Here is a 15,390-nt window from a genome sequence, read left to right on the forward strand (position 1 = left end):
CTTCCGCGCCGCGAACGCGCAGCCGCTCCCTGTTTTCATTGTTCCCCAAATACGCATGCCGACCTCTCCACCCCGCGTCCCCCCCCCCGGGGCTACGCGCCCTCAGCGTGTGCCGGCCCGCGCCGAGGCCCGGTGAATCGCGGCGATCACCTCGTCGGGATGGGTATGGTGCGGCATGTGGCCCACGCCTTCCAGCCGGGTCAGGTTGGCGCCGGGCACCTGGCGCACCATGCGTTCGGCATGGATGCCGATCGGCACGATGCTGTCGGCCGTCCCATGGACGATCTCGATCGGCATCTTCAGGCGGGCGTAGCGCGGGGCAAGGTCGGTGACGTGGCGCAGCAGGGCGTTCACTTGGCGGGCATTGATGCGCAGCGTCTCGCGCCGCAGGATCAGCCCGATGCCGATATGATCGAGATAGCCGCGTGGCATCTTCTGCGGGGCGAAAATCGCCTCGATCACCCGTTTCGCGCGGCGGCGGCCGGCCCAGGCGGTGACGATGGGCACGACGACGTTGCGCCCGGTCCAGCTGCGCATCAGGCGGTACCAGAGGCCGAGGCCGCCGTGCCAGGGGTGGGTCGCGCCCGAGACGATGACCAGCGCAGCCACCTCCTCCGGTGCCGCAAGGGCCCAGGCCATGGCGACCGCGCCGCCGTAACTCTGGCCCAGGACCACCGGGCGGTGCACGCCCAGCCGGGCCGCCGCCGCCCGCAGGGCCGCGACCTGGCCCTGGGGCGAGTTCCCCGCCGCGCCCATGTCGCCCGACCAGCCGAGGCCCGGGCGGTCGAAGGCGATCACGCGGTAGCGCGACTTGAGGCGATCGGTCAGGCGGAAGGTGAACTCGCGGGCGTTGCCGCTGGCGCCGTGGATCAGGATCAGGTCCGGCCCTTCGCCGGCGATCTCGGCGTGGATCGTCACTGCGCCGAAGTCGCCGCGCGCCTTGATCAGCATCCCCCGGGGCGGGCTCTCTGCCTCGGCCCTTTCCTCGCGCAGCCGGGCGCGCCGGACCGTGGCCCCGGCAAAACCCGCGACCGCCGCGGGGATCAGGACAATGAGGCTAGCGACCAATGGCATTCAGGTCGAAAGGCGTTGTCTGGTAGATCTCGTTGATCCAGTTGCCGTAGAGCAGGTGGGCATGGCTGCGCCACCGGTTCGCCGGCTTCCGGCCAGGGTCGTTCGCGGGGAAATAGTCGACCGGCATCGTGATCGCGCCGCCGGAAGCGACGTCACGGTCGTATTCCTCCTTCAGCGTGGTGCTGTCGTATTCGAGGTGGTTGAAGATGTAGAGCGCGCGGTTGGCGTCGTCCTTCACCAGGCACGGCCCAACCTGGTCGGAGCCGAGCAGGGTTTCCAGCCCCGGCACCGCGGCGATCTCCTCCTGGCGCATCTCGGTCCAGCGGCTGACGGGGATCACGCATTCGTCGGAGAAGCCGCGCAGGTAGTGCGACGCGGGCTGCAGATTGTAATGTTTGAACAGTCCGAAGGCCTTGGCGTCGAGCAGGTGCTTCGGCACGCCATGCAGGTGGTAGATCATCGCCATCCCGCCCCAGCAGACGCCGAATGTGGAATGGACATGGGTCTTGGCCCAGTCGAAGACCTGCTTGAGCTCTTCCCAGTAAGTGACTTCTTCGAAAGGGAGATGTTCGACCGGGGCACCGGTGATGATGAGGCCGTCGAACTTTTCGCCCGTGGCGGCCACCTCGGCGAAGGGGCGGTAGAATTCGTCCATGTGCTCGGGCGAGGTGGTCTTCGACTCGTGGTCGGTCATCTTGATCAGGCCGAATTCGATCTGCAGCGGCGTCGCGCCGATCAGCCGGGCGAACTGCGTCTCGGTCTGGATCTTCTTCGGCATCAGGTTGAGAAGGCCGATGCGCAGCGGCCTGATATCCTGCCGGGCCGCCTGCTCGTCGGACATGACCATCACGCCCTCGCGGTGGAGGGTGGTGAAGGCGGGCAGGTTCTCGGGCAGGGTGATGGGCATGATCTTCTCGGTCGGTCTCTGCTGTCAGGGGTGGAGTGTATATGGCGCGGTGTCAGCGGCGCTCCAGTGCGCGGGCGATCATGTCGTCGAAATCCTCGGCGGTTTTCACGGCCTGGACCTCCTCCGCGGTGACGGAAACGCCCCATTTCGCCGCCATCGCGGCATAGCGCGGGCGCCGGTGGGCCAGCGCGCGGGCATAGGTCCAGCGGACGAAATCGTCAGGATCGACGGCCTCTTCCGTAACGTTCTTCAACTTGAGGTACTCGGCCCAGGCGGTTTCGAGGAACTCGGGCTGGTAATACATCGGCTTGGGCGCGCGGTCGAAGCGGCGGACAAGTTCGTCGGTATGCGCCTCGGTCCCCTCGATCCAGACCATCAGAAGGTTGTCCGACAGCGTGGTCAGCACCGGGTCCTCGGGGTCGTCGGGGTCCACCACCTCGCAGATCGAGCCGCCGGAATCGCACATGAAATCGGCGATGCCATAGATCTCTTCGGCGCGGCGGATGAAATGCGGGGTGTCCAGCAGCGCCGAGATCTCTGCCGCGCGGTGTTCGTCCTGGCGGCGGCGGTATTCGTCGAAGGGCAGGCCGCCCTTCTCGGGATCGCCGGGCTTGCCGAGATAGGTCGACAGCGGCGCCAGGTTGGTGAAGGTGATGTTCGAGGTGATGTAGACACTGTCAGTCAGCAGCAGCTCACGCAGGAGCGGCACCTTCATCGCCTCGCGCTTGAAGTTGTCGGCGATCAGCTCGCCCATGTAGCGCGTGCCGATCCGGTAATCGATCGAATAGTGGAACCAGCCGCCCGCATCGCGCATCAGCCCCGCGAGGTAGGTCTTGCCCAACCCCGACATGCCGAACATCAATACCCGCCGCGCGCTGGCCTCGCGCCAGTCTGCCGCCGTCTCGTAGATCATGCCTTGCACCCATGTCTCGGCGGGTTTTCCGCCGGATGGCATGGGTTTGTCATGGATTTACCGTTCGGGAAAGGGGGCGCGGCCCGATCGGCCCGGTGGCGCGGCCCCCACGCACCACCTCGCCGCCCCGAATGCAACGGGCCCCGCGCCGAAACGCGGGGCCCGGGGATCCGTGCAGTTGCGCGGATCAGAAGCTGTAGCCCACCTTCACGCCCACGGCGACCTGGTGGTTGTTGTTGAAGTTCGACAGCGTCGTGCCCGGCGCATAGGGGTTCTCGGTCTTGGCGTTGCCGATGTCGTAGTAGCTGACACCCGTCGTGATCTTCATGTGGTCCTTGGTGTAGATCATGGCGAGGGTCAGGCTGGTGTAGCCATTGGTCGGCCCGAGGTTGCCCGAGAAGCCGCCGTTGGACTTTTCGTAGCCGATCGAGACAGCCCCCGAGAGCGTGTCGGTGAACTTGTGGCCGACGCCCAGCGTGTAGGTGATGGTGTTGTCGTTGTAGGACACCAGGGCACCCCCGGCCGCGGCGGTGTAATAGACCGGCGAGATGTCGAACGCCTTCCACTCACGCCATTCGACCGAGCCGAAGAGCAGCCAGGTGGGCGCGACGCCGGTCTGGAAATCCAGCGTCCAGGACTTCGGCAGCGTCGTCTCGAACTGGCTGGGAATGCCGGTCGGCCCGCCGACGAAGCCCTCGGTCGCGTCGAAGCTGTGCTTGATCGGGCTGGAATAGGTCAGCGCGACGCGCAGCGCGATCTCGGGCTTCTCGTAGGCCACGCCGAGCAGGTAGCCGGTGTCCGAGGCGGTGTTGGTCGACAGCGTGTAGTTCAGCGCCGGGGCGGCGACGATATGCGCGGTGCCCTTGGCCTGGTTCAGCCGCAGGCCGCCGTAGACGCTGAAGTTCGGGTCGATCTTGTAGCGCAGAAGGGCCTTGTACTCGGTCTCGGTGATCTTCGCGGTCGAGCCGGCATAGGGGTAGAAGGTGCCGGTCGGATAGTTCACGTCGGCACCGTCCGGCGCGCTGACAGTGAAGGCAAAGTCGAACTTCGGGCCGATCGGCAGCTTCAGCCCCAGGCTGTAGGGGGTGTAGCTTTTCGCCATGTTGCCCGAGGAGCGGCCGCCCGCAAGCGGGACCGCGGTACCCGAGACGCTGGGTTTGGCATAGCCCAGCGAGAACTCCGCATAGCGGCCCTTCTGGAACAGCAGGCCCACTCCATCGCTGGGCGAAAGCCACTCGATGCCCCCGGCGCTGGCGGCGCCGGACATCAACACCAGAGCGGCACTCGACAAGGCGGCGCGCTTAAACATCATGATGAACTCCTCCCAAAGTTCAGTGTGAACTTGTTTGAGAAAAACTAAGGCTTGTGTTTCGCGGCGGTCAATCTGTTCCGCAACGTCACGCAACGGTGAGGATGGGGACGTGACAATCCTGCCGTGCTCTTCGCGCCAGGGTGGAAAGCCCGCGCATGGTTCGGGTGTCGATCAGGGGAGAGGGGGCAGGGTGCCGGCGGCGCCCGGGGCGTCCGCCAGCTGGGGGCTCAGCCCGCGATCTCGTCCAACATGTCGACGCGGGTGGCATGGCGCCCGCCTTCGAATTCGGCGCCGAGGAAGGCGTCGACGACATCGAGCGCGAGGCCCTCACCGACGACACGTACGCCGAGGGAGAGCATGTTCGCATCGTTGTGCTGGCGGATCATCCGGGCCGAGAAAGGGTCGGAGCAGACACCGCAGCGGATGCCCCTGACCCGGTTCGCCGCCATCATGATGCCTTGGCCCGTACCGCACAGGATGATGCCGAAGCGGCAATCGCCCGAGGCGACCCGCCGCGCTGCGGCTTCGCCATGCCGGGGATAATGCGTGCTCTCGGTCGTCGTCGGGCCGATGTCGACCACCTCCCAGCCGAGGCCGGCGATATGCGCGGCAATCGCGGCCCGCAGGTCGAGGCCGGCGTGATCGCTCGACAGCACGATGCGCTTGTTCTCGGTCATGGTTGGCTCCTTCCGGGGTACGGGTTCATTCCCACTCGATTGTTGATGGTTTGGGTAAGTGTCGGTGAATAATCGTAAAATATTCCATGTCAGAAGCAGATACCATGAATTATGCCATGCTCGAACAGTTGCATCTGCTATGCGTCACTCTGGGGCCGTTTACAACGAGGCATAGGGCCGTGGCCGCCGAGTGAACGGCAGGTTACCTGCGGCGCTGGTGCAAGATGCAGGATAGGCTACACGCGGCACAGACACAAAGGGCGGAGAGCTGCCGTTCGCTGCACGCAGCATGAATTACTGGGATGCGCGCTTATCCGACATTCGAACCTGTCGCCGCCAACGCCGGCCTGTCCACTTAGACCCATCAACGCATTCCTACAGTCTAAAGTGGACCGAAGTGCTTGTGCTTGTGCAACAGTGCTCATACTGTCCATAAGAAAAAGCCGGAGGCGATATGGTAGAACGTTCCAATGAAATCATGTCTATGCCGAATTTCGCTGAAATTCTTAGATTGGCTATGAAGTCCCAGTGGCTGGAAAAAAAATCCAACGCTATCAACGAGATTTTTGGTTTGTGTGTGACGCCTGAGCAGAAGAGTTTGGTCACAAATTTAATCGAGCGTTTTCATTATGCAACGCCAAACGATCAGCTTCAATACCGCAGGGCCATCGCGTTTCACATTGTGCAGACGTTAAAGGTATCTCCGGAGAACTCCATTATTATCGCACTTAATGATAGGGAGCTTGCTGATAGCTCTTCTTCCTACGTGCAGCAGATGAAGGGTGTACTGGCTGAATACGACGGATGGAAAAGTGGAAATTTTGTAGACAAATTAATTTCTGCTGTCAGCGCTGCCGAGGACGGAAAGTCCATCATTATTGTAGACGACTTTGCGGGGAGCGGCGACACTATTTCTAAGAAGTCCGCCTGGCTTCGGCAGAAGTTGGAGGGCTGTGGGAAAGATTGCAATATATTTGTGGCCGTTGCGTCTGCTATGGAAAGCAGCATGGACAAGGTCGTTCCGCTAGTTAAAGACTATTATGCCGTAAACTGGCTCAGGAAGGGATTGACAGATTTCTACGATGGCGAAGACGCGGTATCAATGTCGCTCGCGATGGAACAGCTTGAGGAAAAACTTAAAAAACGCTCAAACGGGAAAAGTATAAATGACTACTCCTTTGGCTGGAAGCGTAGTGAGGCCACGTATTTTCTAGAGGGTGACAATCCGCCGAATAACAACTTTCCTATATTCTGGTGGCCAGAACTCAAAGGGGGCGTGAAAAGAAACCGCCTCACACCGAGGATATGATGTACAACTCACAGCATAGAATTGTCCTGAGAGCCCTTTTTTCTGAGCACGATTGGGTCGACTTGTACCGCCTTCACAAAGAGACCTTGGTGGCGCCAGGGCAAATAGCTGTATTGCTGTCATTCATGCTGGAACGAAAATACTGCTTGGTTGAAGGCTTGAGAGCTCGGATCACATCAAGCGGAAGAGCTTGGATTTTGCAGAATAGGAAGCAAATATTTTGCAAAGTGCATGCAGAATGGAGGGAAGGCAGTAAGTCCGAAAGGCCTTCTGAGCTTCGGCCTAGCTCGCCTTACTTGCCAAATTTAGCATATCTAGACCGAGACTTTTTTGCTAGAAAGGCTTGAGATCCGAGGCGTTTTCTGTTTGGCTCACGTGGAAGGGCGGGCATGGATAGAACTTAGAGGCGCATTCGCCTCGGTTGTTCAGGCTGACTTTAAGGCAGCCTCCCTCAAGAGGGAGGCTGTTGTTCCTGCGGAACAACACGGTGCCCATGAAGGGCACCATGCAGATATCATATTTTAGATATGATATAAATTATTAGGTATCCTCCGTCCTTCATCTCGGAGATTGAAGTTGAGTAAAAGCTCAGAAGAATGGCGACACTTCTTTGAGGAAAGGGGTGTTAAAGATAAAAAGGCTCTGCTTGGATATCTGCAGTATATCGAGGAAATTGAGGCCAAAGGCTTGCCGCCAATCTTTGAGATGCAGCATCTGTCAGAGCTCATTGGAGTGAATAAGTCTTACATAGCAGCAGTAACAAAGGATAGTTCTGCATTTTATCGCGATTTCGAAGTCAAGAAGAGAAGCGGAGGCGTTCGAGTTATTTCTGCTCCACACCCGACCCTCCTTCTTTGCCAGAGATGGATCAACGGAGAAATTTTGCAACATGTTCCCATCCACGACTCCGCGTTTGGCTTTGCTCAAGGGCGTTCAGTAGTCGACAACGCGAAGATGCATATCTCTGGCAATCACCTTTTGGGAATGGATATCAAAGACTTCTTCCCGTCAATTCACATAGACACTGTTCGGGATACCTTTCTGGGTCTCGGATATCCCCCTAATGTATCGGCGATAATGGCGCGGCTATGCTGCAAAGATGGCAGGCTACCCCAGGGTGCCCCAACGAGTCCGGCGATCAGCAATCTTGTATGCCGAAACATGGATAAAGAGATATCTGACTTAGTCAAACCCCGTTCCTTAATCTATACACGATATGCAGACGACATATCTGTCTCTGGAGAGGATTTAGGCTCTGATGTGTTGGGTAAAATTGAGTTCATTCTCAAGAGCTTTGGGTTTTTGGTGAATGAAGGAAAAACCAGGATATCAAAGGGCGGACATAAGAAGATTGTCACAGGGATTTCCATAGGAACTGGCCGCCCTAAGTTGCCAAGAAAAGAAGTCCGAAGCATCAAGGCTGACGCACACGCGCTTTTGAGTTATGGCCTTCTCTCTTATATTGAGAGGAGTGAGAAACCAGACCCGCTGGTAGTGGAGCGCTTAATGGGAAGGGTTGCTTTTTGGCTCCAAGTAGAGCCCGAAAACTCTACGGCCGTAAAGCTAAAGAGCAATCTGCAAGACCTTTCCAATCAGATGGATCGCGGCAGATTTAGGCTGTGATTTTGTGAACTGTTTCGGCTATCAGCGCACTGCAGGATCTGGCAACTTGCGTGGCGACAGATAGGCGCGCCCTTTGGGTCAGCGCGCGGTTGCATGCGGCGCCTGGGACGAATGTCAAAGAAGGGGCTAGAATCGGTCATGCCCCGTGCCAAGTTCGAATGCCCGCAGAGGGCCGCATGCGTCGGTCGCCGGTCCGAAGCGGAAGGGGCGGAGATGGCGTGCTCATGGCCGGGGCGCTGTCAGGCCGCGAGAGCGAGCGGGAAGGGGCATGAGGCTTGCAAGGTTTCCGCGACAACGCGCACCTTGGCGGCGGACAGGCCCACCTCTGCCACGAAGTCGTTTTGGAGTTCCGGCGCGACTTCTGAGAAAAAGGAGAAGACGTGCCCCATGGCCGACTGCGCTGCTGCGATATCCGAGATACAGGCAGCAAGCTGGCATGCGGACAGGTTCGCGCCATAGGGCGCGTTCACCGTTCCAAGGATCTTTGACGCGATCTGCGTCATCTGGGTGCTCCCGATCATGCTTGCCAGCTGGCTGCTAATTCTCAAACGTCATGGAGTCTGGGGGTACGCGTCAATATCGCATGCTTGACCGTGGCATGCATCCTGTTGATCTTCTCTAGCGCTCCGCACGATTTTGACAGAAGTTCCTGGTCACCGAAACATCTGCGCCCAGTCTGACCTCGCCGCGATGCAGAAGCGCGCGAAATCGATCCAGCGCCTTGGTTTGATGGACGGGTGCCTGAAGCAGCCCACATCGGGGGCGCATCAATCGAGGAGGCGGCTATGGCCGAGAAGTGCGAAACACCGAAGCAAGCAGACGATCTCGCGACCAACGCCGATCTGGAGGCATTCCTGGAACGAGCCATTGCAGCGAGCGAGGGCGCGTCTGGAGCCATCCCTGAGGCCGTGGCTGTCGCTGAGGCGGCCATAACCCGTCTGAGCGCTCAGGAGGCGGCTGGAGGGCCGTCTGAGGGTGTCTGGAGGGAAATGCTGCTGGACCTGTTGCGTGGCGACGAGAGCGCGGCACAGGAATCCTTGGAGGCGGGCGTTCCGATCTACTATGTCGAAGACGATACGCCGAGCGATCTGCTGATCAAAGAACATCCAGATGGGCGGCGCGAGCTTGTTCGCTTTAGCTACGAAGGCGATGAGGTGGTGGAGGTTCTGTGATGTCTCGGCCTTCCGATCCAACCACCAACTAAAACCCCGACCTGAACGGAAATCAGGATTGGAGGCACGTTTGTCGTCTGCCAACCGTTTTTGGGTGCGCCTCGGGCTAGGTCGCGCGCTGCGCCCCGGCAGCGATCACGACTCCTCGTCGTACCCGCCCTTTCCCAGCCGTCGCGGCAGCGGCAGTCAGCCTCGCAGAGCATCTATCCGTCGAGCCGCAGGGGAGTAAGGTTCGGTGATGTAGTGGTGCGGGCGTCAGCGCGTACCGGTACAACACACATCCTGCCATCCCTTCCGAGTGCAATTTAGTGCAACTCAAGGCAACCGAAGGCAATTTAGTGCAAGAGGGGCTCTATACTGCGAATTTCGAAGGGCAAGACTGAGAAAGTTGCCTCGAGTTGCCCTTACTTTCCTTGAGTTGCGCAAAATTTCCTTGAGTTGCCTGGTGCCGCAGCGTCTCAGTATTTTTTGGTGTTTTCTGCGAGGGGCCTGTGCCGAGCGGCTGACAGCAGGGGCGATGCCCTATTTCTCGCTGACCCTGTTAGCCCCTCCCCACCAAGGGAGTTTCATGGGAGTGGCAGGTTGGCCCTTGGGCACCTTTGCTTCCCTTCCCGCAGCGAGCTGCTCAGGGCCGACGCTGTTTTAAGAGTTTTAATAAGTTTTAAGAGTTTTAGGACGAGAAATGTCTGTTTTTTAATTTGAAATCAAGTGCTTGCTGGATCGGCTAGTGTTTAATAGACGGAATCCGGTGTTTAATAGACGGAGAAAGGTGGCTAATAGACGGAGATCGGTGGCTAATAGACGGTCTGTCCACAGGGTCCGGCGCGGCCAGGGTAGGGCCCATAAGTTGTCAGCGCGTGGCGGCTCAGAGCCCTTGACGATGGCGGATGACGAGCTGAGGCCCGGTTTTCCCGTGGACCTCGCGCAGCGTGTACTCTGGCAACGCGTCACCGCAGATAATCTTGCGAAGATGGCGGCAGAACTCCCTGAACGTTCCTGAGCTACCGCTTCGCTCGTAAATCTTCCGAAAAGACCATTGCGCCTCGCTCTGCCCGGCAGCCTGCCGTGCCAGACGATAGAGGAACCGCCCGATGCCCGATTGGATCAGGAAGTAATCCGGATGCAGCGCCAGAACCTCCGGGCGCCGCCTTTGTGTGATCGCCTGCCAGATCCAGTCAGGCGCTTCGATCTGAAGGCCGCAAACCTTTCCGGTCTCTGTACGGGACAGGATTTTATAAGCACCAATCAAGCTGTCGGTTTCGACGAGCAGATCCGCTCCCCGACCTTGCAGATGGCGTTTCCTGCGGATCTTGATCGTCGTACCCTTGAGACGGTCCAGAGCCGCTTCAACCTCCTCGGCCTGCCGGGAGCCGTCACCCTTGCGGCAAAATTTGAGGATCTCACTCACATAGGGCCTGAAGATCCGGCCCGGCCTCTCGCCGGTCCCTTCGCGGTAGCGGTTCATCGCATCGGTGAGTGCAGAAATCATCATCAGCACGATGTCATAGTCCCAGACGGAGGCCATGCCGTCCGGCCCGGCCTTCACCTCGATGTAGCCGTCGGGCAGAGGATGACGGATGACCTCTCCGGCCCGCTTGTGCCGCTTGGAGAGACGGAACACAGCGACATCCATCAAGTTTCGGCTGTCTCTGGTGCCGAAGTCGAAGAGCGACGGAACAAAGAAATCACCTTGCCGGTCTTTGGGCGGAGGGGTCCGTAGGGTCGTTTGACGCGTGCGGCCGTCATCTGCATTGTTGGCTCGTCGGCTTTGTTCAAGCTGCGCCAGCGCGGCTGACAGGCGCTCGCGCTCATCGGGCTGTTGATCGGCGTCGGAGGCGTGAGACGGCCTTGTCGGATCAGAACCCGCAGTGATGTCATCACCGCGATATGTCGTTCTGGCGCTCACGAGTTCACAACGAGCGGCGGGCAGAATGCTGCGTCGATCCAATGAAGTATACGGCTGCTGTCGCGAAGCGCCCCATTGCTCATCGCTCCCATCCGGGGCGGGCGGCGCAGTGTCCCGAGCTTTTTCGCTCCTCAATCCACTCTTCGATTTCGGCCAGATCCCATGCGACGTTGCGGGAAGTCAGCGCGATACGGCGGGGAAATTCACCACGCTGCTCCATGTTGTAGATCGTGCGTTCCGCCAAGGGGATCATGGCGAGAAGGCGTTTGCGATTGATCAGGGTGTGGCTTGGTTCCGGGATCGTCATGCCTGGCTCCTTCGGTGTCGATCAGATGCCTGACCGTACCGACCCATGCCTGCGCGAAGGGCGAAAATAGTTAGACTTTAGTTGACACCATGGATAACTTGGGCGGATGGAACGCCGCGATAAATCCGTGCCCGCCTTCGACCCTCTGTTGGGTCGCGTGGCAGCGCAGACCGAGACCACATCTGACCGTTTCAGGGCCAAGTTTTCGGACCACTATCGGTGGTGCTTCTGCGAATTGTGTTGGAGGCCCACGGAATTCTCTGCCACGCTCGAAGCCCCGACGGTGATCAAGCGGCATGCGCGCGGGAATGCGACAATCGTTCCGCTGACAGACGCGATGCGCAGGGCCGCAATGCGTCGCACCGATGAGGTTGTTTCTCGCTACGAACGGGCCTGTAAAGGCGAGCTGGGCCGCTATGAGGCCGCACGCATCTGGGCACGCTATTGCGATGCCCAAGAGATGCGCGGAGACCGGTCTGTCGAGGGCTTTCGGGAGCATGTCGAGCGCCGGATGCTCATAACAGAATGGGCCCGGCACGGAGAGTTGGTGTGGTCAAGCAGGTCTCCACGCGCGATGGAAGGCGCGCGTCCCAGCAGACTTTACTGCGAAACTCACAATCCCCGACGCAGCGAAGATGCCAGACGGGCCTATCAGCGCGACCGACGTTTTGTGGCTGAGTTCGAGGCTAAGATTGACGTGGTCTGGCGAGAGGCCATTAGACAGGCGCTCCTCCCGACCTGGGACATCGAAGCCCATGCCGAAGTGCGGCGTGAAGCCTACCGTCAAGTGCAGGTGGCCAAGTCTCCCACGGCGATGATCGATAAGCTGCTGGCGGAAGAGGGTCCGATGACACAGGCGGAAATCGCGCGCCGTCTTGGCACCTCGCGTCAAGCTGTTTCAGCCGCTTTACGGCGCAGAGCAAGAAAAGCCGTATCACCCGAAAAATAACGGCCGGTTAGCCTTGCGCAGCATGAGGGCAGATGCGGTCTTGATCTGCGTATCTGCGTATCTGCGTATCTGCGTATCTGCGTATCTGCGTATCTGCGTATTCGCATGGTTCTGTGGTTCCGTAGTCGCATAATCACGTAATTAAGCAGTTATGCATTTCCGCGTCCGGTCCACTCGTCGATCATGTCGGCCCAGTCCTGCATCATTTCGGCGCGTTGCTCGCGGTATTCGGCCTTGTTGTAGACCGCGCGCACGCCACGCTGTTCATGGGCGAGGCATTTCTCGATCCAGTCGGTGTTGTAGCCCGCCTCGTGCAGCAGGGTGCTGGCCGTCCGGCGCAGGTCGTGGGGGCCGAACTTCGCGAGGGGCTTTCCGTCCTTCTGGGCGGCCTTGTAGGTTAGCGTCAGCACCTGATTGAGGGTGGCGCTGCTCATCGGGGCATCGGTGTCATAGCGCGAGGGCAGGACGTAATCCGAGCCGCCCGCGAAGGTCTTCAGCGCCACGAAGATGTCGAGGGCCTGCCGGGACAAAAACACCAAATGGGGATTGCGGCGCTTCATCCGCTCCTTGGGGATCGTCCAAAGGGCGTCGGTGAAGCTGATCTCGTCCCAGGTTGCGTTGGTCAGCTCGCTCTTGCGGACCAGTGTCAGCAGGAGGAGCTTGGTCGCCGCGCGGAAGGATGGGCCGGTCGGGACGCGCTCAAGGTAGCGATACATCAGCCCGATCTCCTCGGGCGTCAGGGCGCGGTCCCGGGGCTCGAATTTGGCGATGGAGGTGGGGCGCACCTGATCGGCGGGGTTTTCAACCTTCTGGCCGCGCTCGATGGCCCAACGGAAGACCTGAGAGACGACCTCACGCGCATGGACCGCCGTTGCCGGTGCGCCGCGCTCCACGATGGCGTCGAGATGGGCGCGCAGATCCTCATGGGTGATCTCGGCCAGCTTCCAGCCGCCGAACTTCGCCTTAGGTCACGATCATAGACCGAACGGCGCATATCGCGGGTGCTGTCGGCCATCTGGTAGCCGCGCAGCCATTTCTCCGCCCATTCGGCAAAGGTCTCGGAGCCGCGCAGCCGGGCCTTGGCGCGGGCCTTCTCCTTCGCGGGCGAGGTGCCTGCGGCGATCAGCTTCTTGGCCTCATTCAACCGCTCTCGCGCTTCTGACAGGGTGATGCCGCCCGTGCCATAGCGCCCGAAAGTGACGGTCTCCTGCCTCCCGTGGATCGCATAGTTGTAGCGGAAGGAGATCGCGCCTGCGGGCGTCACGGCCACATAGAGACCGTCGCGGTCATTCACCTTGTAGAGCTTGTCCTGAGGTTTCAGGTTCCGCAGCTTGGTATCGGTCAGCATGGCGAGGCGTCTCCCAGCCTCAAAATACCATGATCCGGAACGGGTGATTTTCAGAGGCTATTCTGTTTGGTATCAATGCCTTGTGGGATTTTGATACCATGAGGCTTGTGATGTGGCCTTCATGGTATTGATCCGACCCCATGGCATCAAGCCAAAGAATACCATCTTTTATGCCATGAAAAATCGCTGCTTGGGCGTGCCAGACTGTGCCAGTCAGTGCCGCACCAAAATACAAAAAAGCCCGCAGTGACGCGGGCTTAGATGTGTTTTTCTGCTGGTGACTACCTGTCGGTGCCAGACCTCAATTCATTCCCACTCGATCGTGCCCGGCGGCTTCGAGGTGATGTCGTAGGTCACGCGGTTGATGCCCTTGACCTCGTTGATGATCCGCGTCGCGGTCTCGCCCAGGAATTCGTGGCTGAAGGGAAAGTAATCCGCGGTCATGCCGTCCACGCTGGTCACCGCGCGCAGGGCGCAGGCGTAATCGTAGGTGCGGCCGTCGCCCATCACGCCCACGGTGCGCACCGGCAGGATCGCCACGAAAGCCTGCCAGATCTCGTCGTAGAGGCCGTGCTTGCGGATCTGGTCGATGTAGACGGCATCGGCCTTGCGCAGGATCTCCAGCTTCTCGCGGGTGATCTCACCCGGGCAGCGGATGGCGAGGCCGGGGCCGGGGAAGGGGTGGCGGCCGATGAAGCTGTCGGGCAGGCCGAGGTCGCGGCCAAGTGCGCGGACTTCGTCCTTGAACAGCTCGCGCAGCGGTTCGACCAGTTTCAGCCCCATCTTCTCGGGCAGGCCGCCGACATTGTGGTGCGACTTGATCGTGACTGAGGGGCCGCCAGAAAAGCTTACCGATTCAATGACATCGGGGTAGAGTGTGCCCTGCGCTAGGAACTGCGCTCCCTCGATCTCGTCGGCGTATTTCTGGAACACGTCGATGAACAGGCGGCCGATGATCTTGCGCTTGGTCTCGGGGTCGCCGACCCCCTCCAGCTCCCCCAGGAACAGCTCCTGCTCCTGGGCGTGGATGACGCGCAGGTTCATGTGGTCGCGGAACATGCCGACGACTTCCTCGGCCTCGTTGAGGCGCAGAAGCCCGTGATCGACGAAGACGCAGGTCAGGTTCTCGCCGATCGCTTCGTGGATCAGCGCGGCGGCGACGGAACTGTCGACCCCGCCCGACAGCGCGCAGATCACCTTGGCGTCGCCCACCTGGTCGCGGATCTTGGCCACCATCTCCTCGCGGTAGGCGGCCATGGTCCAGTCGCCCTTGAAGCCCGCGAGCTGCACGAAGTTCTGGTAGAGCGTGCGGCCGTTCGGGGTGTGGTGCACCTCGGGGTGGAACTGCACCGCGAAGAAGTTGCGCGACGGGTCGGCGGTGATGGCGAAGGGCGCGCCGGGCGAGGTGGCGAAGACCTCGAAGCCCGGGGCAAGCTCGCTCACGTGGTCGCCGTGGCTCATCCAGACCTGCTCGCGTCCCGATCCGTCCATGAACCAGCCGTCCAGCAGCGGCAGGCGGGCATCGGCGGGCTTGACGTAGGCGCGGCCGAATTCGGCGGTGTGGCTTTGCCCGGCTTCGACCTTGCCACCGAGATCCTGCATCATGACCTGCTGGCCGTAGCAGATCCCGAGGATCGGCACGCCCAGGTCATAGGCAGCCTGCGGCGGGCGGGGGCTTCCCTCGCGGGTCACGCTGTCGGGCCCGCCCGAGAAGATGATCGCCTTGGGGGCGAAGTCCTTCAGGAAGGCGTCGGTGACGTTCTGGTAGGGGTGGATCTCGCAGTAGACGTTCAGCTCGCGCAGGCGCCGCGCGATCAGCTGGGTCACCTGGGATCCGAAGTCGATGATGAGGAGGCGATCATGCTGGGTCATGGCTTCCCATAGGGGCGGCGC

The 15,390-nt window shown here is 60.3% G+C and carries 14 protein-coding genes and 2 pseudogenes; 4 read left to right on the top strand and 12 right to left on the bottom strand.

Annotated elements, in window-relative coordinates; genetic code table 11:
- Window positions 1-102: 102 nt before the first annotated feature.
- The 5 genes from CVV76_RS03165 to rpiB form a co-directional block, all read right to left on the bottom strand.
- Window positions 103-1,068: an alpha/beta fold hydrolase gene (locus tag CVV76_RS03165; RefSeq protein ID WP_233192696.1), complete on the bottom strand. Its 966-nt coding sequence runs from the start codon at window positions 1,066-1,068 to the stop codon at window positions 103-105.
- Entirely contained in the window at window positions 1,058-1,981 is a 924-nt protein-coding gene (locus tag CVV76_RS03170; RefSeq protein WP_102223171.1) for a homoserine O-succinyltransferase, read from the bottom strand. The genes CVV76_RS03165 and CVV76_RS03170 overlap by 11 nt, the downstream gene beginning before the upstream one ends.
- 52 nt (window positions 1,982-2,033) lie before the next feature.
- On the bottom strand, window positions 2,034-2,894 hold the full coding sequence (locus CVV76_RS03175; protein ID WP_102223172.1) for an ATPase: 861 nt from the start codon (window positions 2,892-2,894) through the stop codon (window positions 2,034-2,036).
- Between the two features lie 187 nt (window positions 2,895-3,081).
- Window positions 3,082-4,206, bottom strand: coding sequence for an OmpP1/FadL family transporter (locus CVV76_RS03180; protein WP_102223173.1), 1,125 nt, complete (start codon window positions 4,204-4,206; stop codon window positions 3,082-3,084).
- 227 nt (window positions 4,207-4,433) lie between these two features.
- Window positions 4,434-4,883: a ribose 5-phosphate isomerase B gene (gene rpiB / locus CVV76_RS03185; protein WP_102223174.1), complete on the bottom strand. Its 450-nt coding sequence runs from the start codon at window positions 4,881-4,883 to the stop codon at window positions 4,434-4,436.
- 454 nt (window positions 4,884-5,337) lie between these two features.
- Between rpiB and CVV76_RS24590 the strand changes: the two genes are divergently transcribed.
- Together CVV76_RS24590 and CVV76_RS03190 are read left to right on the top strand one after the other, a co-directional pair.
- Window positions 5,338-6,192: a phosphoribosyltransferase-like protein gene (locus CVV76_RS24590; protein ID WP_146010238.1), complete on the top strand. Its 855-nt coding sequence runs from the start codon at window positions 5,338-5,340 to the stop codon at window positions 6,190-6,192.
- 576 nt (window positions 6,193-6,768) lie between these two features.
- Window positions 6,769-7,815 carry a reverse transcriptase family protein gene (locus CVV76_RS03190; RefSeq protein ID WP_146010239.1) on the top strand — a complete coding sequence of 349 codons (1,047 nt, stop codon included), beginning with the start codon at window positions 6,769-6,771 and terminating at the stop codon, window positions 7,813-7,815.
- Between the two features lie 239 nt (window positions 7,816-8,054).
- Here the strand turns inward: CVV76_RS03190 and CVV76_RS03195 are convergent, their stop codons facing one another.
- Window positions 8,055-8,318, bottom strand: a complete 264-nt coding sequence (locus CVV76_RS03195; RefSeq protein ID WP_102223423.1) for a hypothetical protein — start codon at window positions 8,316-8,318, stop codon at window positions 8,055-8,057.
- A 282-nt stretch (window positions 8,319-8,600) separates the two neighbouring features.
- Between CVV76_RS03195 and CVV76_RS25150 the strand changes: the two genes are divergently transcribed.
- On the top strand, window positions 8,601-8,987 hold the full coding sequence (locus tag CVV76_RS25150) for a hypothetical protein (RefSeq protein WP_199178482.1): 387 nt from the start codon (window positions 8,601-8,603) through the stop codon (window positions 8,985-8,987).
- Window positions 8,988-9,852: 865 nt separating this feature from the next.
- Here CVV76_RS25150 and CVV76_RS03205 read toward each other — a convergent pair.
- Window positions 9,853-10,935 (bottom strand): replication initiator protein A, encoded by a 1,083-nt coding sequence (locus tag CVV76_RS03205; protein ID WP_199178483.1) that lies wholly within the window; start codon window positions 10,933-10,935, stop codon window positions 9,853-9,855.
- Between the two features lie 37 nt (window positions 10,936-10,972).
- Entirely contained in the window at window positions 10,973-11,200 is a 228-nt protein-coding gene (locus tag CVV76_RS03210) for a helix-turn-helix transcriptional regulator (protein ID WP_102223177.1), read from the bottom strand.
- A 106-nt stretch (window positions 11,201-11,306) separates the two neighbouring features.
- On the opposite strand from CVV76_RS03210, the gene CVV76_RS03215 reads away from it, so the two are divergent.
- Complete coding sequence (locus tag CVV76_RS03215; RefSeq protein WP_102223178.1) at window positions 11,307-12,149, top strand: winged helix-turn-helix transcriptional regulator; 843 nt, start codon at window positions 11,307-11,309, stop codon at window positions 12,147-12,149.
- A 149-nt stretch (window positions 12,150-12,298) separates the two neighbouring features.
- Here the strand turns inward: CVV76_RS03215 and CVV76_RS25740 are convergent, their stop codons facing one another.
- The 4 genes and pseudogenes from CVV76_RS25740 to guaA form a co-directional block, all read right to left on the bottom strand.
- On the bottom strand, window positions 12,299-12,865 hold the full coding sequence (locus tag CVV76_RS25740) for a tyrosine-type recombinase/integrase (protein WP_456297912.1): 567 nt from the start codon (window positions 12,863-12,865) through the stop codon (window positions 12,299-12,301).
- 123 nt (window positions 12,866-12,988) lie between these two features.
- Window positions 12,989-13,090: pseudogene (locus CVV76_RS25745) on the bottom strand (hypothetical protein); the annotation flags it as partial.
- A 203-nt stretch (window positions 13,091-13,293) separates the two neighbouring features.
- A pseudogene (locus CVV76_RS25750) lies at window positions 13,294-13,497 on the bottom strand (Arm DNA-binding domain-containing protein); the annotation flags it as partial.
- Window positions 13,498-13,803: 306 nt separating this feature from the next.
- A complete protein-coding gene (gene guaA / locus CVV76_RS03225; protein ID WP_102223179.1) occupies window positions 13,804-15,369 on the bottom strand; it encodes a glutamine-hydrolyzing GMP synthase in 1,566 nt (521 codons plus the stop codon).
- Window positions 15,370-15,390 lie beyond the last annotated feature (21 nt).

Origin of the sequence: Acidimangrovimonas sediminis, assembly GCF_002871005.1 — a bacterium.
GTDB classification, from domain to species: Bacteria; Pseudomonadota; Alphaproteobacteria; order Rhodobacterales; family Rhodobacteraceae; genus Acidimangrovimonas; species Acidimangrovimonas sediminis.

Coding starts and splice junctions, on each gene's coding strand:
- CVV76_RS03170 (WP_102223171.1), bottom strand. CDS start 1,981: ATGCCCATCACCCTGCCCGAGAACCTGCCCGCCTTCACCACCCTCCAC.
- CVV76_RS03175 (WP_102223172.1), bottom strand. CDS start 2,894: ATGATCTACGAGACGGCGGCAGACTGGCGCGAGGCCAGCGCGCGGCGG.
- CVV76_RS03180 (WP_102223173.1), bottom strand. CDS start 4,206: ATGATGTTTAAGCGCGCCGCCTTGTCGAGTGCCGCTCTGGTGTTGATG.
- rpiB (WP_102223174.1), bottom strand. CDS start 4,883: ATGACCGAGAACAAGCGCATCGTGCTGTCGAGCGATCACGCCGGCCTC.
- CVV76_RS24590 (WP_146010238.1), top strand. CDS start 5,338: ATGGTAGAACGTTCCAATGAAATCATGTCTATGCCGAATTTCGCTGAA.
- CVV76_RS03195 (WP_102223423.1), bottom strand. CDS start 8,318: ATGACGCAGATCGCGTCAAAGATCCTTGGAACGGTGAACGCGCCCTAT.
- CVV76_RS25150 (WP_199178482.1), top strand. CDS start 8,601: ATGGCCGAGAAGTGCGAAACACCGAAGCAAGCAGACGATCTCGCGACC.
- CVV76_RS03210 (WP_102223177.1), bottom strand. CDS start 11,200: ATGACGATCCCGGAACCAAGCCACACCCTGATCAATCGCAAACGCCTT.
- CVV76_RS03215 (WP_102223178.1), top strand. CDS start 11,307: ATGGAACGCCGCGATAAATCCGTGCCCGCCTTCGACCCTCTGTTGGGT.
- CVV76_RS25740 (WP_456297912.1), bottom strand. CDS start 12,865: ATGTATCGCTACCTTGAGCGCGTCCCGACCGGCCCATCCTTCCGCGCG.
- guaA (WP_102223179.1), bottom strand. CDS start 15,369: ATGACCCAGCATGATCGCCTCCTCATCATCGACTTCGGATCCCAGGTG.